Origin of the sequence: Streptomyces sp. NPDC058773 (genome assembly GCF_042746015.1) — a bacterium.
Classification (GTDB): Bacteria; Actinomycetota; Actinomycetes; order Streptomycetales; family Streptomycetaceae; genus Streptomyces.
This window is the reverse complement of the sequence record NZ_JBHYPE010000001.1, coordinates 193,990-220,498: the sequence shown is the minus strand read 5'-3', so window position 1 is coordinate 220,498 and position 26,509 is coordinate 193,990. Positions and strand designations below refer to the sequence as shown.

Sequence of the window (26,509 nt, the reverse complement as noted above, 5' to 3'; positions counted from 1 at the left end):
GGACCGCTTTCGATCCGCACATACGATGGAATGCGGTTCAGTCTTTAAAGGAGGCATGGTGACCGACGAGCTCACTCCGGAGACCCCGGACGAGGACGAGCAGCCGATCAAGCAGCGCAAGAACGGCCTTTACCCGGGCGTCTCCGACGAGCTCGCGGCGAACATGAAGAGCGGCTGGGCCGACACCGAGCTGCGCGACCTCCAGCCGATCGCGCAGGCCCCGCACGCCGCCCGCCGCCGGGCCGCGCTGTCCGCGCAGTTCCCCGGGGAGCGCCTGGTGATCCCGGCGGGCAATCTGAAGACCCGCTCCAACGACACCGAGTACGCGTTCCGCGCCTCGACGGAGTACGTCTACCTCACCGGCGACCAGACCGACGACAGCGTCCTGGTCATGGAGCCGAACGGGGACGCGCACGAGGCGACGCTCTACCGGCTGCCCCGCTCCAACCGTGAGAACGGCGAGTTCTGGCTCAACGGCATGGGCGAGCTGTGGGTCGGCCGGCGCCACAGCCTCAGCGAGTCCGAGGCGCTGCTCGGCGTCCCCTGCAAGGACGTCCGCGAGCTGCCCGACGCGCTCAAGGAGGCCACCGGCCCGGTCCGCGTGGTGCGCGGCCACGACGCCGGTATCGAGGCCGCGCTGGCCGACAAGGTCACCGCCGAGCGCGACGAGGAGCTGCGTGTCCTGCTCTCCGAAGCCCGCGCGGTCAAGGACGCGTTCGAGATCGGCGAGCTGCAGAAGGCCGTCGACTCGACGGTGCGCGGCTTCGAGGACGTCGTGAAGGTCCTGGACAAGGCCGAGGCGACCAGCGAGCGCTACATCGAAGGAACGTTCTTCCTGCGCGCCCGCGTCGAGGGCAACGACATCGGCTACGGCTCGATCTGCGCCGCCGGACCGCACGCCACCACCCTGCACTGGGTCCGTAACGACGGCGACGTCCGCTCCGGCGACCTGCTCCTGCTGGACGCCGGCGTGGAGACCCACACCCTCTACACCGCGGACGTGACCCGCACCCTGCCGATCAACGGCCGCTACACCGACCTCCAGCGCACGATCTACGACGCGGTGTACGAGGCCCAGGAGGCGGGCATCGCCGCGGTCAAGCCGGGCGCCGCCTACCGCGACTTCCACGACGCGGCGCAGCGGGTGCTGGCCGAGAAGCTGGTCGAGTGGGGCCTGGTCGAGGGCCCGGTCGAGCGGGTCCTGGAACTGGGCCTGCAGCGCCGCTGGACCCTGCACGGCACCGGCCACATGCTCGGCCTCGACGTCCACGACTGCGCCGCGGCCCGCACCGAGCACTACGTCAACGGCACGCTGGAGCCCGGCATGGTGCTGACCGTCGAGCCCGGACTGTACTTCCAGGCGGACGACCTGACGGTCCCGGAGGAGTACCGGGGCATCGGCGTCCGCATCGAGGACGACATCCTCGTCACGGCCGACGGCAACCGGAACCTGTCCGCCGCACTGCCCCGGCGCTCGGAAGAGGTCGAGTCCTGGATGGCCGGGCTGCTCGGCGCGTAGCGGCGGGAGACCTCGCGCAGGCCCCCTGGTGGCGTCAACTGCCGCCGGGGGGCTTGTTGTTGACGGCGGGCGACTCGTCGGCGGGAAGGCCGCCCTCGCCCTTCCTCCGATAGGCGCCCGCGCAGGCCGCCGCCCAGACGGCGGTGGCGGCGGACTCGGCGAGGTCCCGGTCGACCGGTCGACGGGCGATCAGAATCCGGTAGCAGAAGGGCGCGCCGAGCGCCGACAGCACTCCCTCCGGGTCGGTGTCCACGGGCAGTTCGCCACGGTCGACGGCCCGCAGCACCATCCGGGTGGCCAGCGCCATCCGTTCGCTGAAGAAGGACCGCAGCACCGCCGCCGCCTGCGGGTCCCGCGCCGCGGCGGAGACCACCGCCTCGATCAGCGAGCTCATCCGTGCCTCGCCGTAGAAGTCGGCTATCGAACGGGCCAGCGTATGCAGGTCCGTGGGCAGACTGCCGGAGTCCGGCAACGGCACACCGGAACTCAGATCGGCCAGCAACTCGCACACCAGGCCCTCGATGGAGCGCCATCGGCGGTAGAGCGTCGCGACGTGGATTCCGGAGCGCTGCGCGACCTTTTCCATGGTCAGCCCGGCGAAGCCGCCCTCCCCCAACTCCTGGAAGACCGCGGTCAATACGGCCTGACGGGTGCGGGCCGTACGCCCGCCGGGCCGGGTCTCGCCCGGGGCATGGTGCGCTGTCGTCACGACGGCTCCGTATTGCAGTGCGGGTTCACGCCAAGTATTGTCCGAGACGAGTTAACGCGAGCAACTTCGCGTTAACCGTGGTGCGCGCTGGTCTCGCCGGGACAGGGGACGCCGCGGGGGAGGTCCTCCCACCGCGAGACCGCGCTGCCGACTCTCCCCAACGGGCGATTTCCGGTCAATTATCCATCTGCCGACGTTCGCCCGGATTGACACCTCCGCTTCCCGGTGTGCCACGGGTGGACTGCGGGACGGGGACGGGACGTTCGGAGCCCGGTCACCCGCAACCCGCACTCACGAAGCCATCGGAAGCGCCGCTCCCTCGCGCCACTTGAGGATCTTGTCGAAGCTGACCACTGCGCCGGGGCGGCCCGTGCGGTTGCGGTAGCGGACGTGGTCGGTGAGGGCCTCGATCAGAAAGAGCCCCCGGCCGTCCTCGGCAAACTCGGGGGCCTGCGCGGGGGTGGGCACGGGGGCCGGGGGGAGGGCGCGGTCCGTGGCCGTATGGGGCGGGGCGGGGGGTGCGGGGCTGTGGCGGAAGCCGGGGCCCGAGTCGGTGACCTCGATGCGGCAGGTGTCGCCGTCGATGAAGGCCGTGACGCGGTAGTCCTCGGTGGAGTCGCCCCCGTGCTCGACGGCGTTCGCGCAGGCTTCGGAGAGGGCCACCGACAGGTCGTAGCAGATGTCCGGGTCCACGCCCGCGGTCTCCATCGTGCCCAGCAGCAGGCGACGGGCGAGCGGCACGCTCGCAGCCTCGCGCCGCAAATGGAGTGACCACCAGATGCTCATCGCTCCAGCCTCCTGGCCGCGGCTCGACATATCGTTACCTATTGCCGCGCCCCAAGGTCCGTAAGCATGTCCGGGACGTGATACCGCTCATTCGGCGGATGCGGGGAGTGAGCGCACCGGTGTAGGTGCCGCGCCGCCCATGCGCCGTCGCGCGCCCCGCCTGCCTCCCCGGACGCCCCACCGGGCGCCCCTTGGCACCGACCTGCCGTAGGGGGGCTCCGGGACCAGTGGGATGATGGCGCGGCCATGACTCCACCGCCCGCCTCCACAGCGCGCGCAGCCGCCGATCTCCGGCTGTTGAGGGCCGCGGTCTTCACCGCGGTCTGCGTCGCGCTGTCCGCGGCCGGGCACATCCTCGGCTCCTGTGCCACCGTCCCGCTGTGGACGCTGGGCGTGGCCGCCGCCGCGCTGTTCGCGGTCGCGGTGCCGCTGGCCGGGCGGGAGCGCACGCTGCCGGGGATCGCCGTCGGGCTCGCCGTGGGACAGCTCGCGCTGCATGCGCTGTTCTCCTTCGGGCAGCAGCCGGCGCCCGCCGTGGCGCGGAGCGCGTCCGGTGCCGGCGGGCTCTCGGACCAGGCCGCGATCAGCGCGGCCCGGCATCTGACGTGCGGGCTCGGCAGCGGCCGGCTGGACGGCGCGCAGGCCCGCCGGGCGCTCGGCCCGGGTGGCCTCGACGCGGCCTCCGCCGCCGGGGTGGCCGCACCGGCGGGGCACGGTACGGCCGGTGGCCCGGCCGCCGCCGACCCGGTGGTGCACGGCCTGCTGCCGTCGCTGCCCATGCTGCTCGGGCACCTGCTGGCGGCCCTCGCCCTCGGCTGGCTGTTGCGGCGGGGCGAGGCGGCGCTGTGGCGGCTGGTCCGGCTGTCGGCTCCGGCGGCGTACGGGATGACCGTACGGACGCTGGCCGGTGCGCTGCGGGCGGCGCTCGTGCTGGTCCGCGCCCTGCTCACGGGCCTCGGGGCGGCGCACGACAAGGCGCTGCGCGCCCCCGTTTCGTACGGGGATGACAAACCCGGCCCGAAGGACCCGGCACTCCACCACAGTGTCGTGAGGCGAGGGCCACCCACCCTCGCCCTCGCGGCCTGACATCGCGCGAAGCACGCTCCCGCAGGACCGGGTACGGGCTCGCGCGCCGTCGCCGCACGCGCGCCAGCTACACCGTCACCAGCAGTTTTCTCCTTCCTGTGGAGTGTTTTCCCGATGTCGAAGATCTCGAAGATGACGCAGACACCGCAGCAGCAGTCGGACGCCTCGCGGCCGCGGCGGCTCGCGCGGCGGCTGCCGCTCGTGGGCGCCGCCGCCGTCGGCGGTGTGGTGTTGCTCGCCGCCCCGGCCTTCGCGCACGTCAGCGTGCAGCCGTCCGGCGACGCCCCCAAGGGCGGCTATGCGACCGTCAACTTCAAGGTGCCCAATGAGCGGGACGACGCCTCCACGGTGAAGCTCGAGGTCACGCTGCCGGCCGACCACCCGCTGGCGTCCGTCATGCCCCAGCCGGTGCCCGGCTGGAAGGTGGACGTGAAGAAGACCAAGCTGGCCAAGCCGCTCGACATGCACGGCGAGAAGATCAGCGAGGCTCCCTCGAAGATCACCTGGACCGCGGAGGACAAGGGCGTCGAGCCGGGGCAGTTCCAGCAGTTCCCGGTCTCCGTCGGCATGCTGCCCGAGGACGCCGACCAGGTCGTCTTCAAGGCCCTCCAGACGTACGACGACAAGGAGGTCGTGCGCTGGATCGAGCCGACGAAGGAGGGCGCCCCGGAGCCGGAGAACCCGGCGCCGGTCCTCAAGCTCACCGCGGCCGAGGAGGACGGCCACGGCGCCGCCGGTGCGGATGACAAGAGCGGCGGCAAGGGCCACGTCAAGAACGCGGCGGCCGCCGCGGACGCCTCCGGAAGCGACACCACGGCGCGCGTCCTGGGCGCCGTCGGCATCGTCGTCGGCATCACCGGAGTCGGCTTCGGCCTCTTCGCCGGCCGGCGCCGCAGCGCCTGATCACGGACGGGCCGGCGCCCGGCCGGCGCCGGTCCGACGCCCATCCCCGGACAAACGGGATTCAACTCACGGGATTCATCTGCAATGCGTAGAACAACCCTGCTCGCCTCCGCCCTCACGGCGGCCGCGGCCCTCAGCCTGACCGCCTGTGGCGGGGACGACAGCAAGCCCGCCGCGGAAGTGTCCGGCGGTAGCTCCAGCAAGCCGATCGTCACGCTCGACAGTCCGCTGGCGAAGCCGGACCTGGTCCTGACCGACACCAACGGCGACAAGTACGACCTGCTGGAGAAGACCAAGGGCCACCCGACGCTGATCTACTTCGGCTACACCAACTGCCCGGACGTCTGCCCGCTGACCATGGCCAACATCGCGGTCGCGGTGAAGCAGCTGCCCAAGGCCGAGCAGAAGGATCTGCGGGTCGTCTTCGTCACCTCCGACCCGGAGCGCGACACCTCCGCCGCCCTCAAGAAGTGGCTCGGCGGCATCAACAAGGACTTCACCGGCCTGACCGGCAAGTTCGACACCATTCAGGCCGGTGCGCGCAGCGTGAACATCGGCATCGAGAAGCCGGTCAAGAAGAAGAACGGCGATGTCGTCTCCACCCATGGAGCGCAGGTGCTGCTGACCTCCCCCAAGGACGACAAGATCCACTGGATGGGCATGCAGGAAGCCACCTCCGACCACTACACCAAGGCACTTCCGAAGATCGTCAAGGGGCAGAACCCGTGAACCGCCGCACCACCCTCGCCGCCGCCCTCACCCTCACCGCCGGTCTCGCGCTGACGGGCTGCGGCGGGGACAGCGCCCCGAAGATCGCGGTCTCCGACGCGTACCTGCCGCAGCCGGTCACCCAGCAGATGGCCGGTGCGTACTTCACCGTCAAGAACAACAGCGACACCGCCGTCAAGCTCACCTCGGTCACCAGCAACGTGGCCAAGGACATCTCGATCCACAAAACGGTGGGCACCAAGATGGAGCAGGTCACGTCCCTGACCGTCCCGGCCAACGGCACCCTTGAGCTCGGCCACGGCGGCAACCACCTGATGCTCATGGGGCTCAAGGACAAGCCGGCCAAGGGCGACGTCATCACCCTCCGGCTGCACTTCACCGGCGCCGACCCGGTCCGGGTGCAGGTCGAGGTCAAGGCGGCCGACTACCAGCCGAAGCAGCACTAGGGCGGACACGTCCCGGCGGGAGAAGGACGGGTCCCGAGGAGGCCGGCCGGAGGGCCGAAGAGGAACCAGCAGGGCCGGCAGCACCGCACCGGCCGGGAGAGACAACGGGAGTAAGGGGAGCGATCACTATGGTCACCACCGGGCTTCGGCCGCGACGGTCCGCCGTGCTGCGCCTGCTGGTCGTCGCGCTCGCGCTGGCCGGCACGCTGCTCGGCGGTGCCGCACCCGCCTCGGCGCATGCCGCGCTGACCGGCAGCTCCCCTGAGCTGGGTTCGGTGGTGGACCGCGCCCCCGGGCAGGTGACGCTCACCTTCTCCGAGGGCGTCGCGATGGGCGACAACTCGATCCGGGTGCTCGATCCGCAGGGCAAGCGGGTGGACGAGAAGAAGCTGCGCAATCTGAGCAGCGACACCGTCGTCAAATACGGCGCGGGGCTGCCGTCCGGGCTGCGCGACGGTACGTACACCGTGGCCTGGCAGGCGGTCTCCGCCGACAGCCACCCGGTGTCCGGCGCCTTCACCTTCTCGGTCGGCGCGCCTTCCAGGACCACCGCCCCCGTTCCCCAACAGGAGGCCGGCGGCGGCCTGGTGGGCGCGCTCTACGGGATCGCCCGCTATCTGGCCTACGCCGGGTTCGTGCTGCTGGCCGGCGGTGCGGCCTTCGTAGTGGCCTGCCGGCCGGCCGCGGCGCTCGTACGGTCCGTGCAGCGGCTGGTGGTGTACGGCTGGGCGCTGCTGACCGGCACCACCGTGGTGATGCTGCTGCTCCGCAACCCGTACACCGGGTCCGGGAATCTCGCCGATGCCTTCGACCTCGGCGGCCTCCAGCAGGTCCTGATCACCAAGCCGGGCGCGGCGCTGGTCTCCCGGCTGCTGCTGCTCGCCGCGGCGGCGCTGTTCGTGGCGGTGCTCTTCGGGGCGTATGCGCGCGCGTATGAAGCGGTGGGGGCGGAGGACGCTGCTGGGACGGGTGAAGCTGCGGAGGTGGACGGGCCGACGGGGGTGGCCGGTGGGTCGGATGAGGCGGGGGCATCTGAGGTAGCTGAGGCAGCAGCTGCGGCGGGTGCGTCCGGTCGTGGAGCGGCGGACGGTGTGGCGGATGGTGCGGAGCCGGTGGTGGACGCGGCCGAGCAGGCCAGGCGGCGCAAGGACCTCACCTTCGGGCTCTCCCTCGGCGGGGTGATCGTCGCCACCGGTCTCGCGGCGACCTGGGCGATGGCCGAACACGCCTCGACCGGGCTGCAGCCCGCCGTCGCGATGCCGGTCGACGTGCTGCATCTGCTGGCGGTCGCGGGCTGGCTCGGCGGGCTGGCGGCGCTGCTCGTGTCCCTGTATTGGGGCCCGCCCGTCGAGCGGACCGCCGTCCGCCGCTTCTCACGGCTCGCGTTCGGCTCCGTATTGGTGCTGGTGGCCACCGGCCTCTACCAGTCCTGGCGGCAGGTCGGCACCTGGCAAGCGCTGGTCGACACCACGTACGGGCGGCTGCTGCTGGTGAAGGTGGCGCTGGTCGTGGTGCTCGTCGGGATCGCCTGGATGTCGCGGCAGTGGACCGGGCGGCTGGCGGAGGTACCGGCGGCGGAGCTCCGGGCGGTGGAGGAGGACTCTGATTGCGCGGCGGACGCGGAGCAGGGAGCCGGGCAGGAAGCGGAGAAGGTTTCCGTCGGGGCCCCGGCCGCGGCTGTCGCGGCCGGTTCGGGCTCGGAGGGCGGTTCTTCTCGCGCGGCTGATGACGCTGCGGCTGTCGCGGCCGACCCGGGCTCGGGGGGCGGCTCTTCTCCCGCCGCCGATGACGCTGCTGCCGACGATGGCGACTCCGGTGCCGGTGACACCCCCACACCCGGCCCCGCCCGTGCCGCTCAACTCGCCCGGCAGCAGGCCGCGTTGCGTACGGCGCGGACCAAGCGGCGGCGGGACGCCGACCCGGAGCGGCTGGGGTTGCGCCGGTCCGTGCTGGCCGAGGCATCGGTCGCGGTCGTCCTGCTCGTGATCACCACTGCGCTGACCGCCACCGAGCCGGCCCGTACCGAAGCATCGGTCAAGGCCGCCTCGGGCGGGCCGTCCGCCCCCGCGCCCGGCCGTCCGCAGGCGCTGAGCATCCCGTTCGACACCGGCGGCCCGCGCGGCAAGGGCACCGCCCGGGTCGACCTCGCGCCCGGGAGCAGTGGCCGCGCCAACACGGTCCGGCTCCGGATCTCCGACCCCTCGGGCAAGCCCATGGACGTCCCCGAGGTGAAGGTGTCCTTCACGGAGAAGGCCAAGAAGCTCGGACCGCTGTCGGTCACCACCCGGCACACCGGCAAGGGACAGTGGCGGGCGAGCGGGGTCCAGTTGCCGGTCCCCGGAAAGTGGCAGCTGTCGCTGGTCGTACGGACCTCCGACATCGACCAGGTCACCGAGATCAAGAACGTGAAGATCGGCTCATGAGCAAGCAGACCCCCCGCAAGCAGAACGGCCGCAAGCCGACCGGCGCGAAGCAGGCCGACGCGCGGCAGACCGACGGGCAGTCGGCCACTACGGCGAAGCGGGCCAACGCCGGGAAGAACCCCGGCGCGGGCTCGGGCGCGGGCTCCGGCACGGTGACCGAGGGGCGAGCCGGGAAGGCCGCCACAGCGGACAGCACCCGCATCCCCTCCCCCGCCGCCGCCCCGGCCCCGGCCCCGGCCCCGGCCCCGGAGCAGGACGTTCCCCCCGTCGGGGAGTTCTCCCGCCGCCGGCTGCTCGGCACCGTCGGCGCGGCGGGCGCGGCCGGGCTGGTCGTCGGCGGAGCCGGTGGCGCCCTCGGGGTCTCGGCGGCGCGGGACGACGCTCCGGAGGCGCTGACCAGCATCGGTTCGGCACGGGTGCCGTTCCGGCCGACGGGCGGCGGGCACCAGGCGGGGATCACCACCCCGTTGCAGGCCAAGGGGCATCTCGTCGCCTTCGACCTGGCGCCGGGCACCGACCGCAAGGCCGCTGCCGCACTGCTGCGCCGCTGGTCGCGGACGGCCGGCGAGCTGACGGCCGGACGGGCCCCGGACGCCGACACGGGGGTCGCGCTCGACGCGGGCCCGTCCTCGCTGACCGTCACCTTCGGCTTCGGGCACAGCTTCTTCGGGCGTACGGGCCTGACGAAGCGGCGTCCGGTCGCACTCGACCCGCTGCCCGACTTCTCCGCCGACGCGCTGGACGCCGGCCGCAGCAACGGCGATCTGTGGATCCAGATCGGCGCCGATGACGCGCTGGTCGCCTTCCACGCACTGCGCGCGCTCCAGAAGGACGCGGCCGGCCGGGCCCGGCTGCGCTGGCAGATGAACGGCTTCAACCGCACCCCGGGCGCCACCGCACGCCCGATGACCGCCCGCAATCTGATGGGCCAGATCGACGGCACCAACAACCCCAAGCCGTCGGACAAGGACTTCGACGAACGGATCTTCGTCGGGCGGGACGCCGACCAGGCGTGGATGCGCGGCGGCTCGTACGCCGTCGTGCGCCGCATCCGGATGCTGCTGGACGACTGGGAGAAGCACTCCCGGCACGAGCAGGAACGGGTCATCGGGCGCCGCAAGGACAACGGGGCGCCGCTGACCGGCGGTTCCGAGACCACCCCGATGCGGCTGGATGCGAACGGCCCGGACGGGCTGCCGGTGATCCCGGCCAACGCGCACGCGCGGATCGCGGCGCCGGAGTCCAACCAGGGCGCGGCGATGCTGCGCCGCCCCTTCTCGTACCACGACGGGTTCCGGGAGGACGGCGCCCCGGACGCCGGGCTGCTGTTCGTCTGCTGGCAGGCCGATCCGCTGCGTGCCTTCACCCAGGTCCAGCGGAAGCTGGACCGCGGGGACGCGCTGTCGCCGTTCCTGCGGCACGAGGCGAGCGGACTGTTCGCGGTCCCGCCGGCCGCGGAGCCGGACGGCTACGTCGGGCAGGCGCTGCTGGAGGGGTAGCTGCCCTGAGGCCGGGCGGCTGGGCTCGGGGTCTGGGGAGACCCCAGGAGCGCGGGGAGCCGGGCGGGGAAGCGGGGCAGCGGGGTCTCGGGGAGGGGTCGAACGGATGCCGTAGGGGTGGGGAGCGCCCCCTGCGGGGCCACAACGGGGTGGGGGAACGCGGTATTCCCGTGTACCGGCCGGGCGCCGGAGCGGCTGGGTATCGTGGCAGGGCAGGGAGAAGATCGGCGGGGTGCCCCCGCAGTTACGCGAGGGAGTCCTTATCCATGTCGGCCAGCCGCTATACCTATCTGGGCCCCGAGGGCACGTTCACCGAGGCCGCGCTGCGCACCCTGCCCGAGGCGGCGACCCGCGAGCTGACCCCGATGGTGTCGGTGCCCGCGGCGCTGGACGCGGTGCGGGCCGGTGAGGCCGCCGCGGCGCTGGTGCCCATCGAGAACTCCGTCGAGGGCGGGGTGACCACCACCCTCGACGAACTGGCCTCCGGCGAGCCGCTGATGATCTACCGCGAGGTGCTGCTGCCGATCGCCTTCGCGCTGCTGGTGCGCCCCGGTACGGCGCTGGGCGATGTGAAGACCGTGACCGGGCACCCGGTCGCGCAGCCGCAGGTGCGCAAGTGGCTGGCGGCGCAACTCCCGGAAGCCGTGTGGGAGTCGGCGGCCTCGAACGCCGACGGCGCGCGGCTGGTGCAGGAGGGCCGCTACGACGGCGCGTTCGCGGGCGAGTTCGCTGCGGCGACGTACGGCCTCACCCCGCTGGTCACCGACATCCATGACGCCCAGAACGCGGCCACCCGCTTCGTGCTGGTGGGCCGCCCGGCCCGGCCCGCCGCGCCCACCGGCGCGGACAAGACCTCGGTCGTGCTGTGGCTGCGCGAGGACCACCCCGGTGCGCTGCTCGAACTCCTCCAGGAGTACGCGGTGCGCGGGGTGAGCATGATGCGCATCGAGTCCCGGCCGACCGGCGAGGGCATCGGCCGCTACTGCTTCTCGGTGGACTGCGAGGGGCATCTCACCGACCGGCGGGTCAGCGAGGTGCTGATGGGCCTCAAGCGGATCTGCCAAGAGGTGCGGTTCCTCGGCTCGTACCCGCGGGCGGACGAGGTGGCGGCGAGCGTGCGGCCGGAGATGACGGACTCGGCGTTCACCGACGCGTCGGACTGGCTGGCGCGCTGCATGGACGGGCGGGGCTGAGCGGCGCCCGGTGTTCACGGTGGGCCGGGCCTCGCGGGCGGCTGCGCTCCACGGATGGATCGTGCTGCACGGGTGGATCATGCTCCACAGCCGGGCCGTCGGGCCCCCGCGGGGCGGCTCGACCTGCGATTTTGACCGGCCGCCCGGTTATCCACAAAGTTATCCACAGGCGCAGTTCTCGACCTGTGGGTAAGTCGACATGGGAGTCGGACACAGTCGACATATCGCCCTACTGGTCGCACACCACTCCACAGCACCCCACGTCGGGCATCGTCAGCACAATTCGCGTGTTCAATCCTTTAGAGGGAGGCAATCCCACACGAAAGAGTGCGTGAACAGGGTTTGGACAGAGAATCCATAGCCGAGCATTTCGGGAGCGGAATGGCCGGCTCCGACTTCCACAGATCTCACACACAGCCTGTGGATAAGAATCCCGAAACTCCCCGACCCTGTGGACAACCGGCGGGTTCCAGGGGATAACCCTGAGCCCGACCCCCGGTCCGGCACCCCTCCAACTCCCGCTGTCCACACAGTGGATCATCCACCCCGTCCCCGCAAAATCCCACATCGTGGACGCCTCGAAGGCGCCTCCGCCACTCCTCCACCACCGCCCCCGCGCCCGGAAATGCACGGGAATTCCGCACCGCCTTTCCTCCCTCACCCCTAAGGGAATAAACAACCCCAAAACGGACAAAATGCCACGCGGGGGAATATGGCGTCGAAGCGCGGCGGGTGGCCCCGGTAGCCTGGGGGGGTGATTGACCTTCGCCTGCTCCGTGAGGACCCCGACCGTGTGCGCGCGTCCCAGCGCGCCCGTGGAGAGGACGTCGAGCTCGTCGACGCGCTTCTCTCCGCCGACGAGCGGCGCAGGTCGTCCAGCGTCCGCTTCGACGAGCTGCGTGCCGAGCAGAAAGCGCTCGGCAAGCTCATCCCCAAGGCCTCCGGCGACGAGAAGGCCGCGCTGCTGAAGAAGGCCGGTGAGCTGTCCGCCGCCGTCAAGGCCGCCGACGCCGCCCAGGACGAGGCCAAGGAAGAGACGCAAGCGCTGCTGCAGAAGCTCGGCAACCTCGTCCACCCCGATGTCCCCGTCGGCGGCGAGGAGGACTTCCGGGTCCTGGAGACGCACGGCACCATCCGTGACTTCACCGCCGAGGGCTTCGAGCCCAAGGACCACCTGGAGATCGGCGAGCTGCTCGGCGCCATCGACGTCGAGCGCGGCGCCAAGGTCTCCGGCTCCCGCTTCTACTACCTCACCGGCGTCGGCGCGCTCCTGGAACTCGCGCTGGTCAACGCCGCCATCGCGCAGGCCACCGCCGCCGGTTTCACGCCGATGCTGACCCCCGCCCTGGTGCGCCCGCGCGCCATGGAGGGCACCGGCTTCCTCGGCCAGGCCGCGGAGAACGTCTACCACCTGGAGAAGGACGACTACTACCTGGTCGGCACCTCCGAGGTCCCGCTCGCCGCATACCACATGGACGAGATCGTCGACGCGGCCAAGCTGCCCCTGCGCTACGCCGGTTTCTCCCCGTGCTTCCGCCGTGAGGCCGGCACCTACGGCAAGGACACCCGCGGCATCTTCCGGGTCCACCAGTTCGACAAGGTCGAGATGTTCTCGTACGTCGCGCCGGAGGACGCCCAGGCCGAGCACCAGCGGCTGCTGGACTGGGAGAAGCAGTGGCTGACCGGTCTGGAGCTGCCGTTCCAGGTCATCGACGTCGCCACCGGCGACCTCGGCGCGTCCGCGTCCCGCAAGTTCGACTGCGAGGCGTGGATCCCCACCCAGGGCAAGTACCGCGAGCTGACCTCGGCCTCCAACTGCGACGAGTTCCAGGCCCGCCGCCTCTCGGTGCGGATGCGGGAGACCGTCGACGGCAAGCAGAAGGTCCAGCCGCTGGCGACGCTGAACGGCACGCTCTGCGCCATCCCCCGCACCATCGTGGCGCTCTTCGAGAACCACCAGCAGGCGGACGGCTCGGTGCGCGTCCCCGAGGTGCTCCGCCCCTACCTGGGCGGCCGGGAGATCCTGGAGCCCGTCGCCAAGTGAGCCACCCCGCTCCGGCCGCGGGCTCACCGCTGCCCTACAAACTCATCGCGACGGACCTCGACGGGACGCTGCTGCGCGCCGACGAGACCGTCTCCGAGCGCACCCGCCGGGCGCTCGCCGCGGCCACCGCGGCGGGCGCGGCGCACATCGTCGTCACCGGCCGGGCCGTGCCCTGGACCCGGCACATCCTCGACGCCCTCGACTACAAGGGCCTCGCGGTGTGCGGACAGGGCGGTCAGGTCTACCACGCCGGGGAACACCGGCTGCTGACGTCGGTGACGCTCGACCGCCAGCTCGCCGGTCTCGCGCTGGCCAAGATCGAGGCCGAGGTCGGCCCGCTGTATCTGGCCGCGAGCCGGGACGGCCTGGAGGGCGAGGTGCTGGTCGGCCCCGGCTACCGCGTCCAGGAGGGCCCGCTGCCGAACGTCCTGCTGGACGACCCCGCCGAGCTGTGGACCGCCCCGGTCAACAAGGTCTACCTCCAGCACCCGGACCTGGACGACGATGCGCTGGCCCTGGCCGCGCGTCAGGTCGCCGGGGACCTGGTGGGCGTGACGGTGGCCGGTGAGGGCATCGTCGAACTGCTGCCGCTGGGCCTGTCGAAGGCCACCGGCCTGTCGTTGGCCGCCCGCCGGCTGGGCGTCACCGCCAAGGAGACCATCGCGTTCGGCGACATGCCCAACGACATCCCGATGTTCGCCTGGGCCGCGCACGGCGTCGCGATGGCCAACGCCCATGACGAACTGAAGGCCGTCGCCGACGAGTTCACCGCCTCCCACGAGGACGACGGGGTCGCGGTGGTGCTGGAGCGGCTCTACCTCTCCTGAGGGCTTTCCGGCCGACGCTCCCGCTGCGGCCCGCCGGCCTCCTCCCCGGGGCCGGTCCCGTCCTCCGGCGGCGGCTCCTCGACCGCCGCCGGGGTCAGCGGCCAGGCCGCGAACCCCATGAGCAGCGCGATGGCATGGCCGAAGTCGGTGAAGGTCGCCCCGGTCAGCAGCGGAATGCCGAAGAAGACCAGCACCCCGGCGAGCCAGCCGTAGCGCCAGGGCGGCCGCAGCCGGTACGTCAGCACCCCCGCGGCCGCCGCCAGCCCGTACGAGACACCGATGTCCACGACATGGGTCATCGAGCGCGGCAGCCGGTGGCCCTCGATGGCCAGCAGGACGAGTTCCTGGCTGGCGAGGGTGGCGGCGACATGCGCGCCGCCGACGGTCAGCAGCCAGCGCCCGGTCCCCGTCCAGCGCTCCACATTGGCGTGCAGCAGCTCGAACATCACCGCATAGAGCAGGAACGACGAGGGCCGTTCGATCCAGAAACCGCTGATGAGCAGCGACGGCAGCGGATGCTCGTTGAGCTCGTGGATGTTGCTGCTGGTCCGGTGGATCAGAAACTGCCCCAGCCCCTCGGAGGCGGCCGCGACGACCAGGCTGGTGATACCGATGACCAGCAGCCAGATATGGGTCCCGGGACTGCTGCGCACCCAGCCCTTCACCCAGGCCACCGGGGTGCCGAAGGAGGGCCTACGGCCAGCGCGCGGCGGGGTCACGGGCGGCGGCCGGGGGCGGCGGGGCCGGCGGAGAACAGCGGCCCCGGCCCCTTGACGTGCCGGATGCGCGGCGCGCTCTCCATGGACCGTACGCCGGGCAGTGTCGCCACCCGAGTCGTCAGGTACGTGTAAACCGCGGCGACGTTGCGGCAGAGCACCGAGGCGAAGAGGTTGTTGGGTCCCGTGGTGGCGCAGGCGAAGGCGACCTCCGGATGTGCCGCCATCGCCGCGCCGGCGGCGGCGAGGTGGGCGGGTTCGACGGACAGCCAGAGGGCCACCATCACGCCGTACCCGAACTGCTCCATGTCGTAGTCCACGTCGTAAAACAGCGCGCCGCTGGCCCGCAGCTCCGCACAGCGGCGGCGGACGGTGGTCGGTGACCAGCCGGTGGTGGCGGCGAGTTCGGCCAGCGGGGTGCGGCCGTCCCGGGCGAGGGCGTCGAAGAGCCGGTGGTCGGCGTCGGTGAGCGTGACGGGCGCCGCGGCCGGGTCCGGCGGCGGCGGGCTCAGCCGGGCGATCTGCTCGTCGGTCAGCGCACCGGACTTGCTGATCAGGCTCTGGGGGCCACCGAAGAACTCGTGCAGCTGGCAGTGTGCGGTCACCCCGATGACGCTCGGGGTACGGGGCAGCTTCTGCAGCAGCAGCGCCTCGCTGTGGTCACTGCTCGCCGCGCGGCACAGCGCGGTGATCTCGGTGCCGCCGGACATCAGGTTGACCCAGGAGGTGTCCGTACGGCGGGCCAGCGCCTCGGCGACGGCGACCGCGGCGTCCGGGGTGCACTGGACCCGCACCAGCCACTGCACCTCGCCCAGCGCCTGCGCACCGGTCAGCCCCAGCACCTTGAGCGTGCCGTTGGTGCGGTGCCTGGTGTAGCGGCGGGCGACGGTCTGGTCGGAGACCCCGAGCACGGCGGCGATCCGGCTGAACGGCGCCCGCCCGTCGAGCTGCAGCGCATGGACCAGCCGGTGGTCGAGGGCGTCGAAAACGGTGGCGCGGCCGGGCGCCCCGGCGGCGCCCATCCCCCGGTCCGCCACCGCGGGCTTCCCGTCGGATTTCACCGTTCGAGGCTAACGCGTGTCGGATTGCGCCGCCGGGCGCGCGACGGCTGGGAGCGCGGCCCGTGCGCGCCGCACCGTGACGTCGGACAGACGAGTCACCGGCCGCGCACCGGCGGACCGGGCCGGGCCTGCGGGCGACGCCGGGCCCGCCGTTACCGGTCGCTACCGACGGAGGAGAAAAAACATGCGGAGCACACCCGGGAAGGGGACCGCGGCGGGCGGCCGGGCGCCGGGCGCGGGCGGGGAGCCGGGCGGCGGACCGGCCCGGAAATGGTGGCCACTGGCCGCCATCGCTCTCGGCAACGTCCTGCTGCTGGTCGATGTGACGATCGTGAACACCGCACTGCCCCGGATAGCCGACGGCCTGGGCGCCACCCTCACCTCGCTCCAGTGGGTGCTGGACATCTACGCACTGGCGCTGGCCGCGCTCCTGATGGTGGCCGGCTCAGCCGCGGACCTCTACGGGCCGCGCCGGCTGTATGTCGCCGGGCTGGCCCTGTTCGCGCTCGCCTCGCTGGCCTGCGGTCTGGCCCCGGACGCCGGCTTCCTGATCGCGGCCCGCGCGGTACAGGGCGCAGGAGCGGCGGCGATGTTCGCGACCAACACCCCGCTGCTGATGGCCACTTATCAGGGCCGGGACCGGGGCGTGGCGTTCGGCGTCTGGGGCGGCACCAACGGCGCCGCGGCCGCGATCGGGCCCGTACTGGGCGGCTTGCTCACCGAGTACGTGGACTGGCGGGCGATCTTCCTGGTCAATCTGCCGTTGGCCGCAGTCGCGGTGTGGATCACGGTGCGCCGGGTGCCCGAGTCGCACGGCGAACTCCCCTGTCCTCGAACGGGCTCCGTAGAGGACACCCCGGATACGCCCGTGACCCGCCGCATCGACTGGCCCGGTGCCGCGTGCTTCACGGCCTGCGCGGGCGGGCTCACGTACGGGCTGATGCACGGCGGTGAGCAGGGCTGGACGGAGCCCGGTACGGTCACCGCGCTCGGCGGGGCGGCGCTCGCGCTGCTGGTGTTCGTCGCCGTCGAACTGCGGATGCGCCGGCCGCTGCTGGACCTGAGGCTGCTGCGTCGCCCCGCGTTCGCGGCGCTGCTGGCGGCGGCCATGCTGCTGCAGGCCGCGGCGTTCCCGTATCTCACCTTCGCCGGGCTGTGGGTGCAGAACGTCCTCGGCCTGAGCCCGGTGCAGGCAGGGCTCGCGGCGACGCCGATGGCCCTGGTGTCGCTGCTGGTCGGTGCGCTGGGCGGTCGGCTGCTCCAGCGAATGGCGCCCCAACTTCCCGTCGGTGTCGGCATGTTGCTGGTGGGTTCCGGGGTGCTGCTGGAGTACGCGCTGCTGGACGACGACGCCGGCTGGGCGGCGCTGGTCCCCGGCCTCGCGGTGTGCGGGCTCGGTATTGGGGCGGCGATGCCGGTCCTGGTCCCGGCGGCGCTCGGCGTGGCACCCCCGGAGCGGGCGGGGATGGCGAGCGGCGCCGTGAACACCTTCAACCAGCTGGGCTACGCCCTGGGCATCGCGGCCCTCGGCACCGTCTTCACCGCCGCCCTGCACGACGTCCGCCCCGGCGCCTCCCGCACGACCGTCGCCGCCGCCCATGTCACCGGCCTGACCGACATCCTGCTGCTCTCCGGGACGGTGGCACTGGCCGGCGGGCTGCTGGTCCTGGCCGTCGTACGGCGCGGGGCGGGCGGCGACGGCGCGGGGGACCGGGCGAGGGCGCAAGGGGCGGCCGCTCCGGCGGGGGCGGCCGGCAGCGCGTAGCCGGCGGCATCGGCCGGGAAGCGCGGCCGGCTCGGAGCATGCCGGGCATACGGGTCGGCACCCGGAACCCTACGGCCGTATGCGGTTCCGGGTTGCCGCCCTGGGCGGGCGACGGCGGAGCAGGGCGGGCTGTGAGGGCGGTGCCGGCGGGCATGGCGTCACGCCGTGCTGTCGGGCCGGGCGTGATGCACTGGGGCGGGCCCGGTTCCCCGGCCCGGCGTTACACCCTGACCACCGGCTCCTGGAGCTCCGTGATCCACCTCTCCTGGTCCGGTGGGCACTCCAGGTACAGCTCGCGGGCGTACCCGGCGGAGCGATAGCCGTTGGCGTCGATCCAGTGCGCGAGATTCTGGGCGGTCGGCAGAATCCGGCTCATCGGGCCGTGGTGCACCACGGTGGCGGCGCTGTCCAGGCCGGGCAGGGTGACGACGTCGAAGCCGAGGCCGGTGGGGGTGGGGCTGCCCGGCCGCCCGGGGGTGCCGCCAGTCTTGGCGCCGGCCTTGGCCAGGGCCTCTTCGGTGATCACCATCCCCGCGTGCACGACGATGGCGTCCTGGCCGTCGCTCCCTCCGGCCGGCCGCTCGCTCCGCTCCCCCGCCTCCGTCGCGTCCTCGTAGTACGCCAGCCCCGGCCCGACAGGGGACACCCCCGCCGTCTCCAGCAGCCGGCACAGCTCGGCGTAGAGCGGCGTGATCACCGGGCCGATGTCCTCGGGCCCGTAACTGGCGGCGATCCCGCTGAGCTCCGCGAGCAGCACCGTTCCGGTGCGCTTGACCACCACATCGTCGGCAGACATCCGTCCCTCGCTCTCGATCGTCCGGAGCCTCGCCTCGACCTGCGCCAGCCGCGCACCCGCCGCCGTCAGCGCCGCCTCCAGCTCCACCTGCCGCAGCCGCAGCATGCCGCGCAGCTCCGGCACGCTCACCTCCTCGGCCAGGACCGCCCCCACCTGCTGGAGGCTGAACCCGAGGTCCTTGAGCGCGATGATGCGGTTGAGGCGGGCGAGCTGGGCCGCTTCGTAGTAGCGGTAGCCGCTGACGGGGTCGGTACGGGCCGGGCGCAGCAGCCCGATGGCGTCGTAATGGCGCAGCATGCGCGCCGACACCCGGCCGTATTGGGCGAAGTCTCCGATGGTGAACATGACGCCTTCCAGTGGAGTGCTTTCCACAGTGTCAAGGTCAAGCGCGGCGGTCCACGGGGGATGGACCGGGTGGCGGAGGGAGACGCGACGGGCGCCGGGAAGGGGCTCGGCTGCCCGTGCCGAGCGGCAGATGCCGTGGAGTCACCCGCGGCGCACAATCGGCCAGCGGGCGGCAGCATCGCGTCAAGTAGCGTCCGCAACCCGTCAATGACGCGTCAGCGACCCACGGGATGTCCCGTTTGCCGGGCATAGCGTCAGAGCCGGGCCCCGGCGTCGCACTTCCCACCGGTCCGGGGCCGATGTTCTGTCCGAGGAGCAACGCCGTGTCCCACCCTCTGTACGCGGAAGATCCCGAACCTGCCGATGATCGGGTCCCGGCCGGGCCGCTGTTCGTCCCCGTCCGGTCGGGCCCCGCGGGCTGCACGGCCCGCCTGTTCCGCACGCCGCGCGGCGGCCGTACCGCCGTCGCCTTCACCTCCCCGCAGCGGCTGGCCGCGGCCCTGGGCGGCGGCCAGCCCTGGGTCCGGCTCTCCGAACCCGCCCTGCGGGCGCTGGCCGAACCCGTCGGAGCGACGGCCCTGACCATCGATCCCCGGTTCGTCCCGGAGTTCCCCTGTGGTCATCACCTACGGGTCGCCTGAGGGAAGGCCGTCGCGATGAGTCAGCGCACGCTTCCCCTGACCGCCCATGGGGGCGGTGTTCACCGGACCGGAGCCGATGGGGCCGGTGTCCTCGGGGCCGGTACCGAGGGGGCCGGTGTCCAGGGGGCCGGTGCCCTTGGGGCCACTGCCCGTGGGGCCGGTGCCCCGCCGCCGGCCGTGTCGGACAGCCCCGGGGCGCCCCCGCTCGCCACCACCGTGTCGCCCTCGACGGGTGACGGCGTGTCGCCCCCGACGGGTAACACCGTGATGCCCCCGACGGGTAGCCCCGGGACGCCCTCACCAGCAACCGACGCAGTTCCCCCACCCGTTACCCCCGCCCGGACGCCGTCCGGCAGCGGGCCGCGGTCCGTCTGGCCCGCCTCCGCGACGCCGGTCGGCCGGGACGACGTCGCCGTCGGCGGTGTCCCGCTCACCGAGTTGGCCGACCGCTTCGGCACCCCCGCCTACGTCCTGGACGAGGACGAGGTGCGCCGGCGCTGCCGCGCCTACCTAAGGGCCTTCCCTGACACCGAGGTCTACTACGCGGCCAAGGCCTTCCTGTGCCGCGCGATGGTGCACTGGGTGCAGGAGGAGGGCCTGGGGCTGGACGTCTGCTCCGCCGGCGAGCTGGAGTTGGCCGTCACCACCGGCTTTCCGCCCGCGCGGATGGTGCTGCACGGCAACGCCAAGAGCCCGGCCGACCTGCGGGCCGCGCTGCGGCTGGGCGTCGGCCGGATCGTCATCGACAGCACCTCGGAGATCGCCCGGCTGGCCGCCTCGGTCCCGGCGGGCAGCCGCCAGAAGGTGCTGATCCGGGTCGTGCCGGGGATCGCCGCCGGTGGCCACGCCAAGATCCGGACCGGGACCGACGACCAGAAGTTCGGCCTGTCGATCGCCGACGGGTCCGCGCAGCACGCCATCGCCCGGGTACTCAGCCGGCCCCGCCTCGAACTGACCGGACTGCACTGCCACTTGGGTTCGCAGATCACCACCGTCAAGCCGTATCTGTCAGCGGTACGGCGGCTGATCGGACTGCTGGCCCGGGTACGGGAGCACCACGGCGTCACGCTGCCCGAACTGGATCTCGGCGGCGGCCACGGCGTCGCCTACCGCCCGGGCGAACCCGCGCTCGACCTCGCCTCCCTCGGCACCAGGATCCGCGCCGAACTGGCCGGCGGCTGCGCGGCGGCCGGCCTCCCGGTGCCACGGCTCGCCGTCGAACCCGGCCGCGCCATCGCGGGCCCGGCCGGAGTCGTCCTCTACCGGGTGCTGGCCGTCAAACGGACCGGCGACCACACCTTCGTGGCGGTGGACGGCGGAATGAGCGACAACCCGCGCCCCGCGCTTTACGGGGTGCGCTATGCGCCACGGCTGGTCGGCCGCGCCTCGGCGGCCGCGCCGGAGGCGGTCACCGTCGTCGGACGGCACTGCGAGGCCGGCGATGTGCTCGCCGCCGACGCGCAGTTGCCCGGCGACCTCCGCCCCGGCGACCTGCTGGCCGTACCCGTCGCCGGCGCGTACCACCTCTCGATGGCCTCCGGCTACAACCTCGTCGGCCGGCCGCCGGTCATCGCCGTCACCGAAGGCCGTGCCCGCCTTCTCGTACGGCGCGAATCGCTCGCGGACATCCAGGAGCGGGACATCGGGTTGTGAGCGTGATCGTGGAGTGGTGAGCCCGGTCGTCCGGTTGCGGGCGCGACCGGGAGGTGAGCGCCAGTCGAGCGGCCCGCCGCCGCAGAGCCTGGGGGGCGGGCCCCTCGACGTGGGCGCGGCGGTGCGCCCTCGCGCTTCCATGTACGATGAATCCATCAGTTGTAGGATGACTGGGCAACCGGATGGGTCGGGGGTCGCGGGACCGAATGGTCCCTGACCGAGCCGTCCCTGCCGGCCCTGGAGCCCCTACGCCCCTTAGTGGTTCATGGACGCCTCGGGCTCATCGCCCCCTACGGATTCATCGACGCGGACGGAATGGACATGGCACTGCAGGCAGCAGGACGGCAATCCCTGGTGGACACCGTCGTCGAGGCATTGCGGTCCCAGCTGACGGCCGGGGAGTGGAAGGTGGGGTCCCGGATTCCCACCGAGCATGCGCTCGCCGAGCAGCTCCAGGTCGGCCGCAACACCGTGCGCGAGGCGGTACGGGTCCTGGTCCACGCCGGGATGCTGCGCTCACGCCAGGGCGAAGGCACCTTCGTCGTCTCCACCGCGGACCCTGGCGACATCATGCGCGGCATCCAACGGGCGGGCATCCGCGACGTATTGGAGCTGCGGATCGCGCTGGAGGCGGAGGCCGCCCGGCTGGCCGCACAGCGCCACCGGCCCGACGATCTGGAACGGATGCGGACCGCCCTGAACGCCCAGGCCTCGATGGCGGACGCGGAGGGACAGCCCGGCTCGGGCCGCCTGGAGCTCTATGCCGATCATGACGTCGCCTTCCACAAGGCCGTCGTCGAGGCCGCGCACAACGCCGCGCTGACGGCGACCTACGACTGGTTCAGCAGCTCGGTGCGGGAGGCGCTGGTCAGCGCGCTCGACGACCAGGCGATGCCGAGGGTCGCGCACGGCGATCACCGCGCGGTGCTGGACGCGATCGCGGCGGGCGACCCGGAAGCCGCGGAGCGGGCCACCCGGGACCTGCTGGAGAAGCCGAAGCGGGCCGTGGAAGCCCTCCTGGCCGCCCCCACTGAGGGCCGCGGAAGCCCTCCTGGCCCCACCCACTGAGGGTCGTTGCCCCTTACGGCTTTCCCCCACCGGCTCCCCAACTCCCCCGCCCCTTCCCTCCCTTCGGCCCCTTCGGCCCTTCCGTCCCGCCGTCTCCGTCCGCCCCGTACACCACTCATCTCCCCTTCCCCACCCCACCCTTGACTCCTGACGAGGTATGCGCATGGCAGGGCCCAGGTCCGAAGTTCCCTTGATCGATGCCGAGGAGGATCTTCTCGCGGCACCGCCGGTCGCCGCGGCCCGCCGCCGGCTGCGTTCCCACCCCGCGCTGATCATGGCCGGGATCGTGCTGGCCGCGCTCAACATGCGGGCGGCGCTGGCCGGGGTCTCCCCGCTGCTCAGTGAGATCGGCGCACACTTCCGGCTGAACGCGACCGCCAGCAGCCTGGTGACGACGATCCCGCTGATCTTCATGGGCCTCGGTTCGATCGTCGCGCCGAGGCTGGCGCGCCGCTGGGGCACGGAGACGGTGCTCTGCGGGGCGCTGGTGGCGCTGTGCGGCGGCATCGTGCTGCGGATCGCGCCGCCGGTGGTCGCGCTGTTCGCCGGGTGTGCGGTGGTCGGCTCGGCGATAGCCCTGCTGAACGTGCTGATGCCGGGCCTGATCAAGCGGGACTTCCCGGAGCGGGCGGCGGGCATGACCGCGCTGTACTCGACCGCGATGATCCTGGGTGCGAGCGTGTCCGCCGCCTCCGCCGTGCCGATGGAGAAGGCGCTCGGCGGCTGGCAGGGCTCGCTGGTCTCCTGGGCGCTGCTGGCCGCCGTCGCCGCGGCCGTCTGGATTCCGCAGACGCTCATGGCCCGGCGCGGCACTCGCCACGGCGCGGCCGCGGCCACCCCCGCGCACCCCGCCGGGGACGGCCCGCGGCTGAGCCGCTCCCCGCTGGCCTGGCAGGTCACGCTCTTCATGGGTTCGCAGTCGCTGATCGCGTACGTGTCGATCGCCTGGATGCCGACGATCTTCACCGACCACGGCATGGGCAAGGGCGAAGCGGGGCTGGTCTTCGCCTTCAGCACGCTGTTGCAGATGGCCGGTTCGTTCGTGGTGCCGGTGCTGGCGGGACGGATGCGGCGGCAGCGGCTGCTGGGAGTGGCCGTGTCCGCGCTGATGGCCTGCGGCGTCACAGGTCTGCTGGTGGCGCCGGTGGCCGGTGCCTGGCTGTGGGCCGTGCTGCTCGGCATCGGGCAGGGCGGTGCGCTGGGCCTGGCCCTGACGATGATGGTGCTGCGCACGGGCGACGCCCACACCGCCGCCCGCCTGTCCGGTATGGCACAGACCGGCGGTTACCTTCTGGCCGCCGTCGGCCCGCTGGCGCTCGGCGCCGTCCACCAGGCCACCGGCGGCTGGACCGTCCCCCTCGCACTGCTCCTCGCCGTCTGCGCCGGCCTCGCACTGCTGGGCATGGGCGCGGGCCGGGACCGCCGCATCGGGTGACGGGCGGGGTCGGTGGCGGCGGAGCAAAGAGACGGCAACCCTGCGTGAGCGACCGGTCGGTACCGTACTCCGCCTCTGCCGGGCCTCCCCGCAACGTCGCAGGTGGCGGGCGCATGGCGAGCTGGTGAAGGATCTTCGTGGTCGGCAACGATCCGGCGGTGGCCGCCCCGCGCCCCGGCGGTCTCGCCTACCGTGCTCCCCATGAGCGATGCCCCGCACACCGTTCGCCGGCCAGGTCCGCGGTTCTCCCGCACCGGCCGGCTCGTTCTTGTGGCCGTGCTGAGTGTCCTGGTCGTGCTGATCGTCCTGGCCGTTCTGCTGCTGCCGCGGCTGCTGCGCGGCCCCGGGCAGACGCTGACCGTCCCGGAGGGGCAACGGGCCGCCCAGGTCTACGCCGCCGTCGACAAGGCGCTGCACGTACCCGCCGGGTCCACCGCGAAGGCCGCCGAGCGCGCCGACCTCCCGCTGCCGGCCGAGGCGAAGGGCAATCCGGAGGGCTACCTCTTCCCGGCGACCTATCCGATCGACTCGGACACCACCCCGGCGTCGCTGCTCTCCTACATGGTCAAGACCGCCAACGAGCGCCTCGCGGCCGACCACGTCACCTCCTACCGGACGCTCATGATCGCCAGCATCGTGCAGGCCGAGGCGGACCGGCCGGCCGATATGGGCAAGGTCGCCCGGGTCATCGACAACCGGCTCGCCCACCACATGCCGCTGCAGATGGACTCGACGATCAACTACGCGCTGGGCCGCAGCACGCTCCACACCAGCCACGCCGATATCAGGACCAGGAGCCCGTACAACACCTACCGCAATCAGGGTCTGCCGCCGACGCCGATCGACAATCCCGGCGCGGACGCACTGAAGGCGGCCGGTGCGCCGCCCGTCGGCGGCTGGCTCTACTTCGTCACGGTCAAACCGGGCGATACCCGCTTCACCGCCGACTACCAGGAACATCTGCGCAATGTGCGCGAGTTCAACGCGCGGCAGCGCAGCGGCGGGAGCGGGGCTTAGCCGCGGTCCCCTGAGCCGACGGGCCCGGGGCGGCAGGACTCCAGGACGGCAGAACCGCGGCACGACTCCGGGCGGCGGCACTCCGGATGAGGCTGCGCCCCCGTTGCCCCGCCGCCGGGACGTGCCTACTCCTCGCCCGCCAGCGTCAGTCCCTTCAGGCAACGGGCGGCGTACCAGGTGGCGGCGGTCGTGAGCGCCACCAGCAGGCAGACGGCGAGCGGCAGTTCGACAGTGGAGGTGAGCGCACCGTCCGCGGCCGCCTTCTGGCCGACCGCCAGCGCCCACTGCTGGATGCTGAGGGTCTTGGCGCCCGGTATGAGCGTCCCCACGAACGCCTCCCAGATCACGGCGTAGACCAGGCCGAACACGACGGCGTGCCGGCTGATCGTGCCGAAGAGCAGGAAGAGGGCGCTGTAGGCGACCGAGGCGACGGCCGCCGCCACCGCGTATCCCACGGCCATCTGCTGGCTGTTGCCGTTGAGGAGGAAGCCGGCGAGCAGGACGGGGAGGGCGGAGAAGGCGACCGTGATGCCTATCGCGACCAGGAGTTTGGTGACGATGATCGTCGGCCGGGACACCGGCTTGGCCAGCAGATAGACCACCGAGCCGTCGTCGATCTCCGGGCCGATCGCGCCCGTACCGGCGATGACGCCGATCAGCGGCACCATCGTGCCCAGCGCGAAACCGCCCAGGATGCCGCCCGCGGTGGTGTCATCGGCGCCGGCCAGCACCCGGACGGCCACCGCGAGCACCAGCAGCAGCGCGGGCAGCACGAAGAGGATCAGGGCCCGCCGCCGGCCGAGCAGGGCGCGGTAGGTGAGCCGGGCGACGGTCGGGTGGAAGAGCGAGGCCTTGGGCGCGGGGGGCGCGGTCCGGGCCGTCGGAGTGGTCGTGGACATGCGTCAGGGCTCCTTTCAGGCCTCAGGCCGCTACGAGGTAGGAGAAGACGGATTCCAGCGACTCGTCGGAGGGCGAGACCGTCAGAAGGCGGATGCCGTGGTCGCGGGCGACCCGCGGCAGGAGTTCGGTGAAGCGGCCGAAGTCGACCGCCTGGATGCGCAGCGCGCCCTCGGTGAGGTCCACCTCGATACCGGCCGTCGAGGGGTCGGCGATCAGTGCACCGGCCAGCGCCCGGTCGTTGTCGGACCGGACGAGATAGCGGTGCGGGCGGTCCGTCATCAGCCGGCGGATCTTGCGGAAGTCACCGGACGCGGCGTGCCGTCCCGCCACCACCACCTCGATGTGCGTGGCGAGTTGCTCGACCTCTTCGAGGATGTGCGAGGAGAACAGGACCGTACGGCCCTCGTCCCCCATCCGCCGCAGCAGCTCCATCAGCTGCATCCGCTGGCGCGGGTCCATACCGTTGAACGGCTCGTCCAGCAGCAGCACCGACGGGTCGTGGACCAGCGCGGACGCCATCTTCACGCGCTGCCGCATGCCCTTGCTGTACGTCGCGATCTTGCGGTCCTGGGCGTACTCCATCTCGACGGTGGCCAGTGCCCTGGCCGCCTCGGCCCGGCCGAGGCCGTGCAACTCGGCGTTGGCGAGCACGAATTCACGCCCCGTGAGGAAGTCGTACATCGCCTCGCGCTCCGGGACGAGGCCGAGGTGGCGGTAGATGCCGGCGTTGCGCCAGATCGTCGTCCCGTCGAGGGTGACGGAGCCGTTGGAGGGGGCGAGGAAGCCGCCCATCATATTGATGAGGGTGGACTTTCCGGCGCCGTTGGGGCCGAGCAGGCCGGTCACGCCGGGGCCGATGGTCATCGTGATGTCGTTGACGGCAACGACATTGCCGAACCAGCGTGAGACATGGTCGATGTGCAGAGTCGTCATGGGCGCGGCCCATTC

Annotated in this window: 23 protein-coding genes; 16 read left to right on the top strand and 7 right to left on the bottom strand. The window is 72.4% G+C overall.

Going from position 1 to position 26,509, the window contains the following annotated elements; translation table 11 throughout:
* The first annotated feature begins 58 nt into the window (after positions 1-58).
* Complete coding sequence (locus ACFW5B_RS00980; RefSeq protein ID WP_386431672.1) at positions 59-1,519, top strand: aminopeptidase P family protein; 1,461 nt, start codon at positions 59-61, stop codon at positions 1,517-1,519.
* Between the two features lie 34 nt (positions 1,520-1,553).
* On the opposite strand, the gene ACFW5B_RS00975 is transcribed toward ACFW5B_RS00980, so the two are convergent.
* Together ACFW5B_RS00975 and ACFW5B_RS00970 are read right to left on the bottom strand one after the other, a co-directional pair.
* A complete protein-coding gene (locus tag ACFW5B_RS00975) occupies positions 1,554-2,228 on the bottom strand; it encodes a TetR/AcrR family transcriptional regulator (RefSeq protein WP_386431167.1) in 675 nt (224 codons plus the stop codon).
* Positions 2,229-2,519: 291 nt separating this feature from the next.
* The gene (locus ACFW5B_RS00970) at positions 2,520-3,014 is read right to left on the bottom strand and encodes an ATP-binding protein (RefSeq protein WP_386431165.1); all 495 of its coding nucleotides are present in this window, start codon (positions 3,012-3,014) and stop codon (positions 2,520-2,522) included.
* 246 nt (positions 3,015-3,260) lie between these two features.
* On the opposite strand from ACFW5B_RS00970, the gene ACFW5B_RS00965 reads away from it, so the two are divergent.
* From ACFW5B_RS00965 to ACFW5B_RS00925, 9 genes are all read left to right on the top strand, one after another.
* Entirely contained in the window at positions 3,261-4,100 is an 840-nt protein-coding gene (locus tag ACFW5B_RS00965; RefSeq protein ID WP_386431163.1) for a hypothetical protein, read from the top strand.
* 132 nt (positions 4,101-4,232) lie between these two features.
* On the top strand, positions 4,233-5,003 hold the full coding sequence (locus tag ACFW5B_RS00960) for a YcnI family protein (protein WP_386431669.1): 771 nt from the start codon (positions 4,233-4,235) through the stop codon (positions 5,001-5,003).
* An 84-nt stretch (positions 5,004-5,087) separates the two neighbouring features.
* A complete protein-coding gene (locus ACFW5B_RS00955) occupies positions 5,088-5,732 on the top strand; it encodes an SCO family protein (protein ID WP_386431161.1) in 645 nt (214 codons plus the stop codon).
* The gene (locus tag ACFW5B_RS00950) at positions 5,729-6,178 is read left to right on the top strand and encodes a copper chaperone PCu(A)C (RefSeq protein ID WP_386431159.1); all 450 of its coding nucleotides are present in this window, start codon (positions 5,729-5,731) and stop codon (positions 6,176-6,178) included. Before ACFW5B_RS00955 ends, ACFW5B_RS00950 begins: the two co-directional genes overlap by 4 nt.
* A gap of 128 nt (positions 6,179-6,306) precedes the next feature.
* Positions 6,307-8,601 carry a FixH family protein gene (locus ACFW5B_RS00945; protein ID WP_386431157.1) on the top strand — a complete coding sequence of 765 codons (2,295 nt, stop codon included), beginning with the start codon at positions 6,307-6,309 and terminating at the stop codon, positions 8,599-8,601.
* Complete coding sequence (gene efeB / locus ACFW5B_RS00940) at positions 8,598-10,100, top strand: iron uptake transporter deferrochelatase/peroxidase subunit (protein WP_386431155.1); 1,503 nt, start codon at positions 8,598-8,600, stop codon at positions 10,098-10,100. Before ACFW5B_RS00945 ends, efeB begins: the two co-directional genes overlap by 4 nt.
* A gap of 266 nt (positions 10,101-10,366) precedes the next feature.
* Complete coding sequence (gene pheA, locus ACFW5B_RS00935; RefSeq protein WP_386431153.1) at positions 10,367-11,293, top strand: prephenate dehydratase; 927 nt, start codon at positions 10,367-10,369, stop codon at positions 11,291-11,293.
* Positions 11,294-12,047: 754 nt separating this feature from the next.
* Positions 12,048-13,337 (top strand): serine--tRNA ligase, encoded by a 1,290-nt coding sequence (gene serS / locus ACFW5B_RS00930; protein WP_386431151.1) that lies wholly within the window; start codon positions 12,048-12,050, stop codon positions 13,335-13,337.
* Complete coding sequence (locus ACFW5B_RS00925) at positions 13,334-14,164, top strand: HAD family hydrolase (protein ID WP_386431149.1); 831 nt, start codon at positions 13,334-13,336, stop codon at positions 14,162-14,164. Before serS ends, ACFW5B_RS00925 begins: the two co-directional genes overlap by 4 nt.
* Here the strand turns inward: ACFW5B_RS00925 and ACFW5B_RS00920 are convergent.
* Entirely contained in the window at positions 14,152-14,883 is a 732-nt protein-coding gene (locus tag ACFW5B_RS00920) for a rhomboid-like protein (RefSeq protein WP_386431147.1), read from the bottom strand. The genes ACFW5B_RS00925 and ACFW5B_RS00920 overlap by 13 nt on opposite strands.
* A complete protein-coding gene (locus tag ACFW5B_RS00915) occupies positions 14,880-15,902 on the bottom strand; it encodes an Lrp/AsnC family transcriptional regulator (protein ID WP_386431667.1) in 1,023 nt (340 codons plus the stop codon). Before ACFW5B_RS00915 ends, ACFW5B_RS00920 begins: the two co-directional genes overlap by 4 nt.
* A 223-nt stretch (positions 15,903-16,125) precedes the next feature.
* On the opposite strand from ACFW5B_RS00915, the gene ACFW5B_RS00910 reads away from it, so the two are divergent.
* On the top strand, positions 16,126-17,706 hold the full coding sequence (locus ACFW5B_RS00910) for an MFS transporter (protein WP_386431145.1): 1,581 nt from the start codon (positions 16,126-16,128) through the stop codon (positions 17,704-17,706).
* Between the two features lie 220 nt (positions 17,707-17,926).
* Here the strand turns inward: ACFW5B_RS00910 and ACFW5B_RS00905 are convergent, their stop codons facing one another.
* A complete protein-coding gene (locus ACFW5B_RS00905; RefSeq protein ID WP_386431143.1) occupies positions 17,927-18,847 on the bottom strand; it encodes a MerR family transcriptional regulator in 921 nt (306 codons plus the stop codon).
* Between the two features lie 323 nt (positions 18,848-19,170).
* Between ACFW5B_RS00905 and ACFW5B_RS00900 the strand changes: the two genes are divergently transcribed.
* The 5 genes from ACFW5B_RS00900 (at position 19,171) to mltG (ending at position 24,661) form a co-directional block, all read left to right on the top strand.
* Complete coding sequence (locus tag ACFW5B_RS00900) at positions 19,171-19,488, top strand: SAV_915 family protein (RefSeq protein ID WP_386431141.1); 318 nt, start codon at positions 19,171-19,173, stop codon at positions 19,486-19,488.
* A 267-nt stretch (positions 19,489-19,755) separates the two neighbouring features.
* A complete protein-coding gene (lysA, locus tag ACFW5B_RS00895) occupies positions 19,756-21,141 on the top strand; it encodes a diaminopimelate decarboxylase (RefSeq protein ID WP_386431139.1) in 1,386 nt (461 codons plus the stop codon).
* Between the two features lie 321 nt (positions 21,142-21,462).
* Positions 21,463-22,209, top strand: a complete 747-nt coding sequence (locus tag ACFW5B_RS00890) for a FadR/GntR family transcriptional regulator (RefSeq protein WP_386431137.1) — start codon at positions 21,463-21,465, stop codon at positions 22,207-22,209.
* 163 nt (positions 22,210-22,372) lie between these two features.
* A complete protein-coding gene (locus ACFW5B_RS00885; protein ID WP_386431135.1) occupies positions 22,373-23,644 on the top strand; it encodes a CynX/NimT family MFS transporter in 1,272 nt (423 codons plus the stop codon).
* Positions 23,645-23,845: 201 nt separating this feature from the next.
* Entirely contained in the window at positions 23,846-24,661 is an 816-nt protein-coding gene (gene mltG, locus ACFW5B_RS00880) for an endolytic transglycosylase MltG (protein ID WP_386431133.1), read from the top strand.
* A 125-nt stretch (positions 24,662-24,786) separates the two neighbouring features.
* Here mltG and ACFW5B_RS00875 read toward each other — a convergent pair whose 3' ends face one another.
* The gene (locus ACFW5B_RS00875) at positions 24,787-25,560 is read right to left on the bottom strand and encodes an ABC transporter permease subunit (RefSeq protein ID WP_386431131.1); all 774 of its coding nucleotides are present in this window, start codon (positions 25,558-25,560) and stop codon (positions 24,787-24,789) included.
* A gap of 22 nt (positions 25,561-25,582) precedes the next feature.
* Entirely contained in the window at positions 25,583-26,494 is a 912-nt protein-coding gene (locus tag ACFW5B_RS00870) for an ABC transporter ATP-binding protein (RefSeq protein WP_386431129.1), read from the bottom strand.
* Positions 26,495-26,509 lie beyond the last annotated feature (15 nt).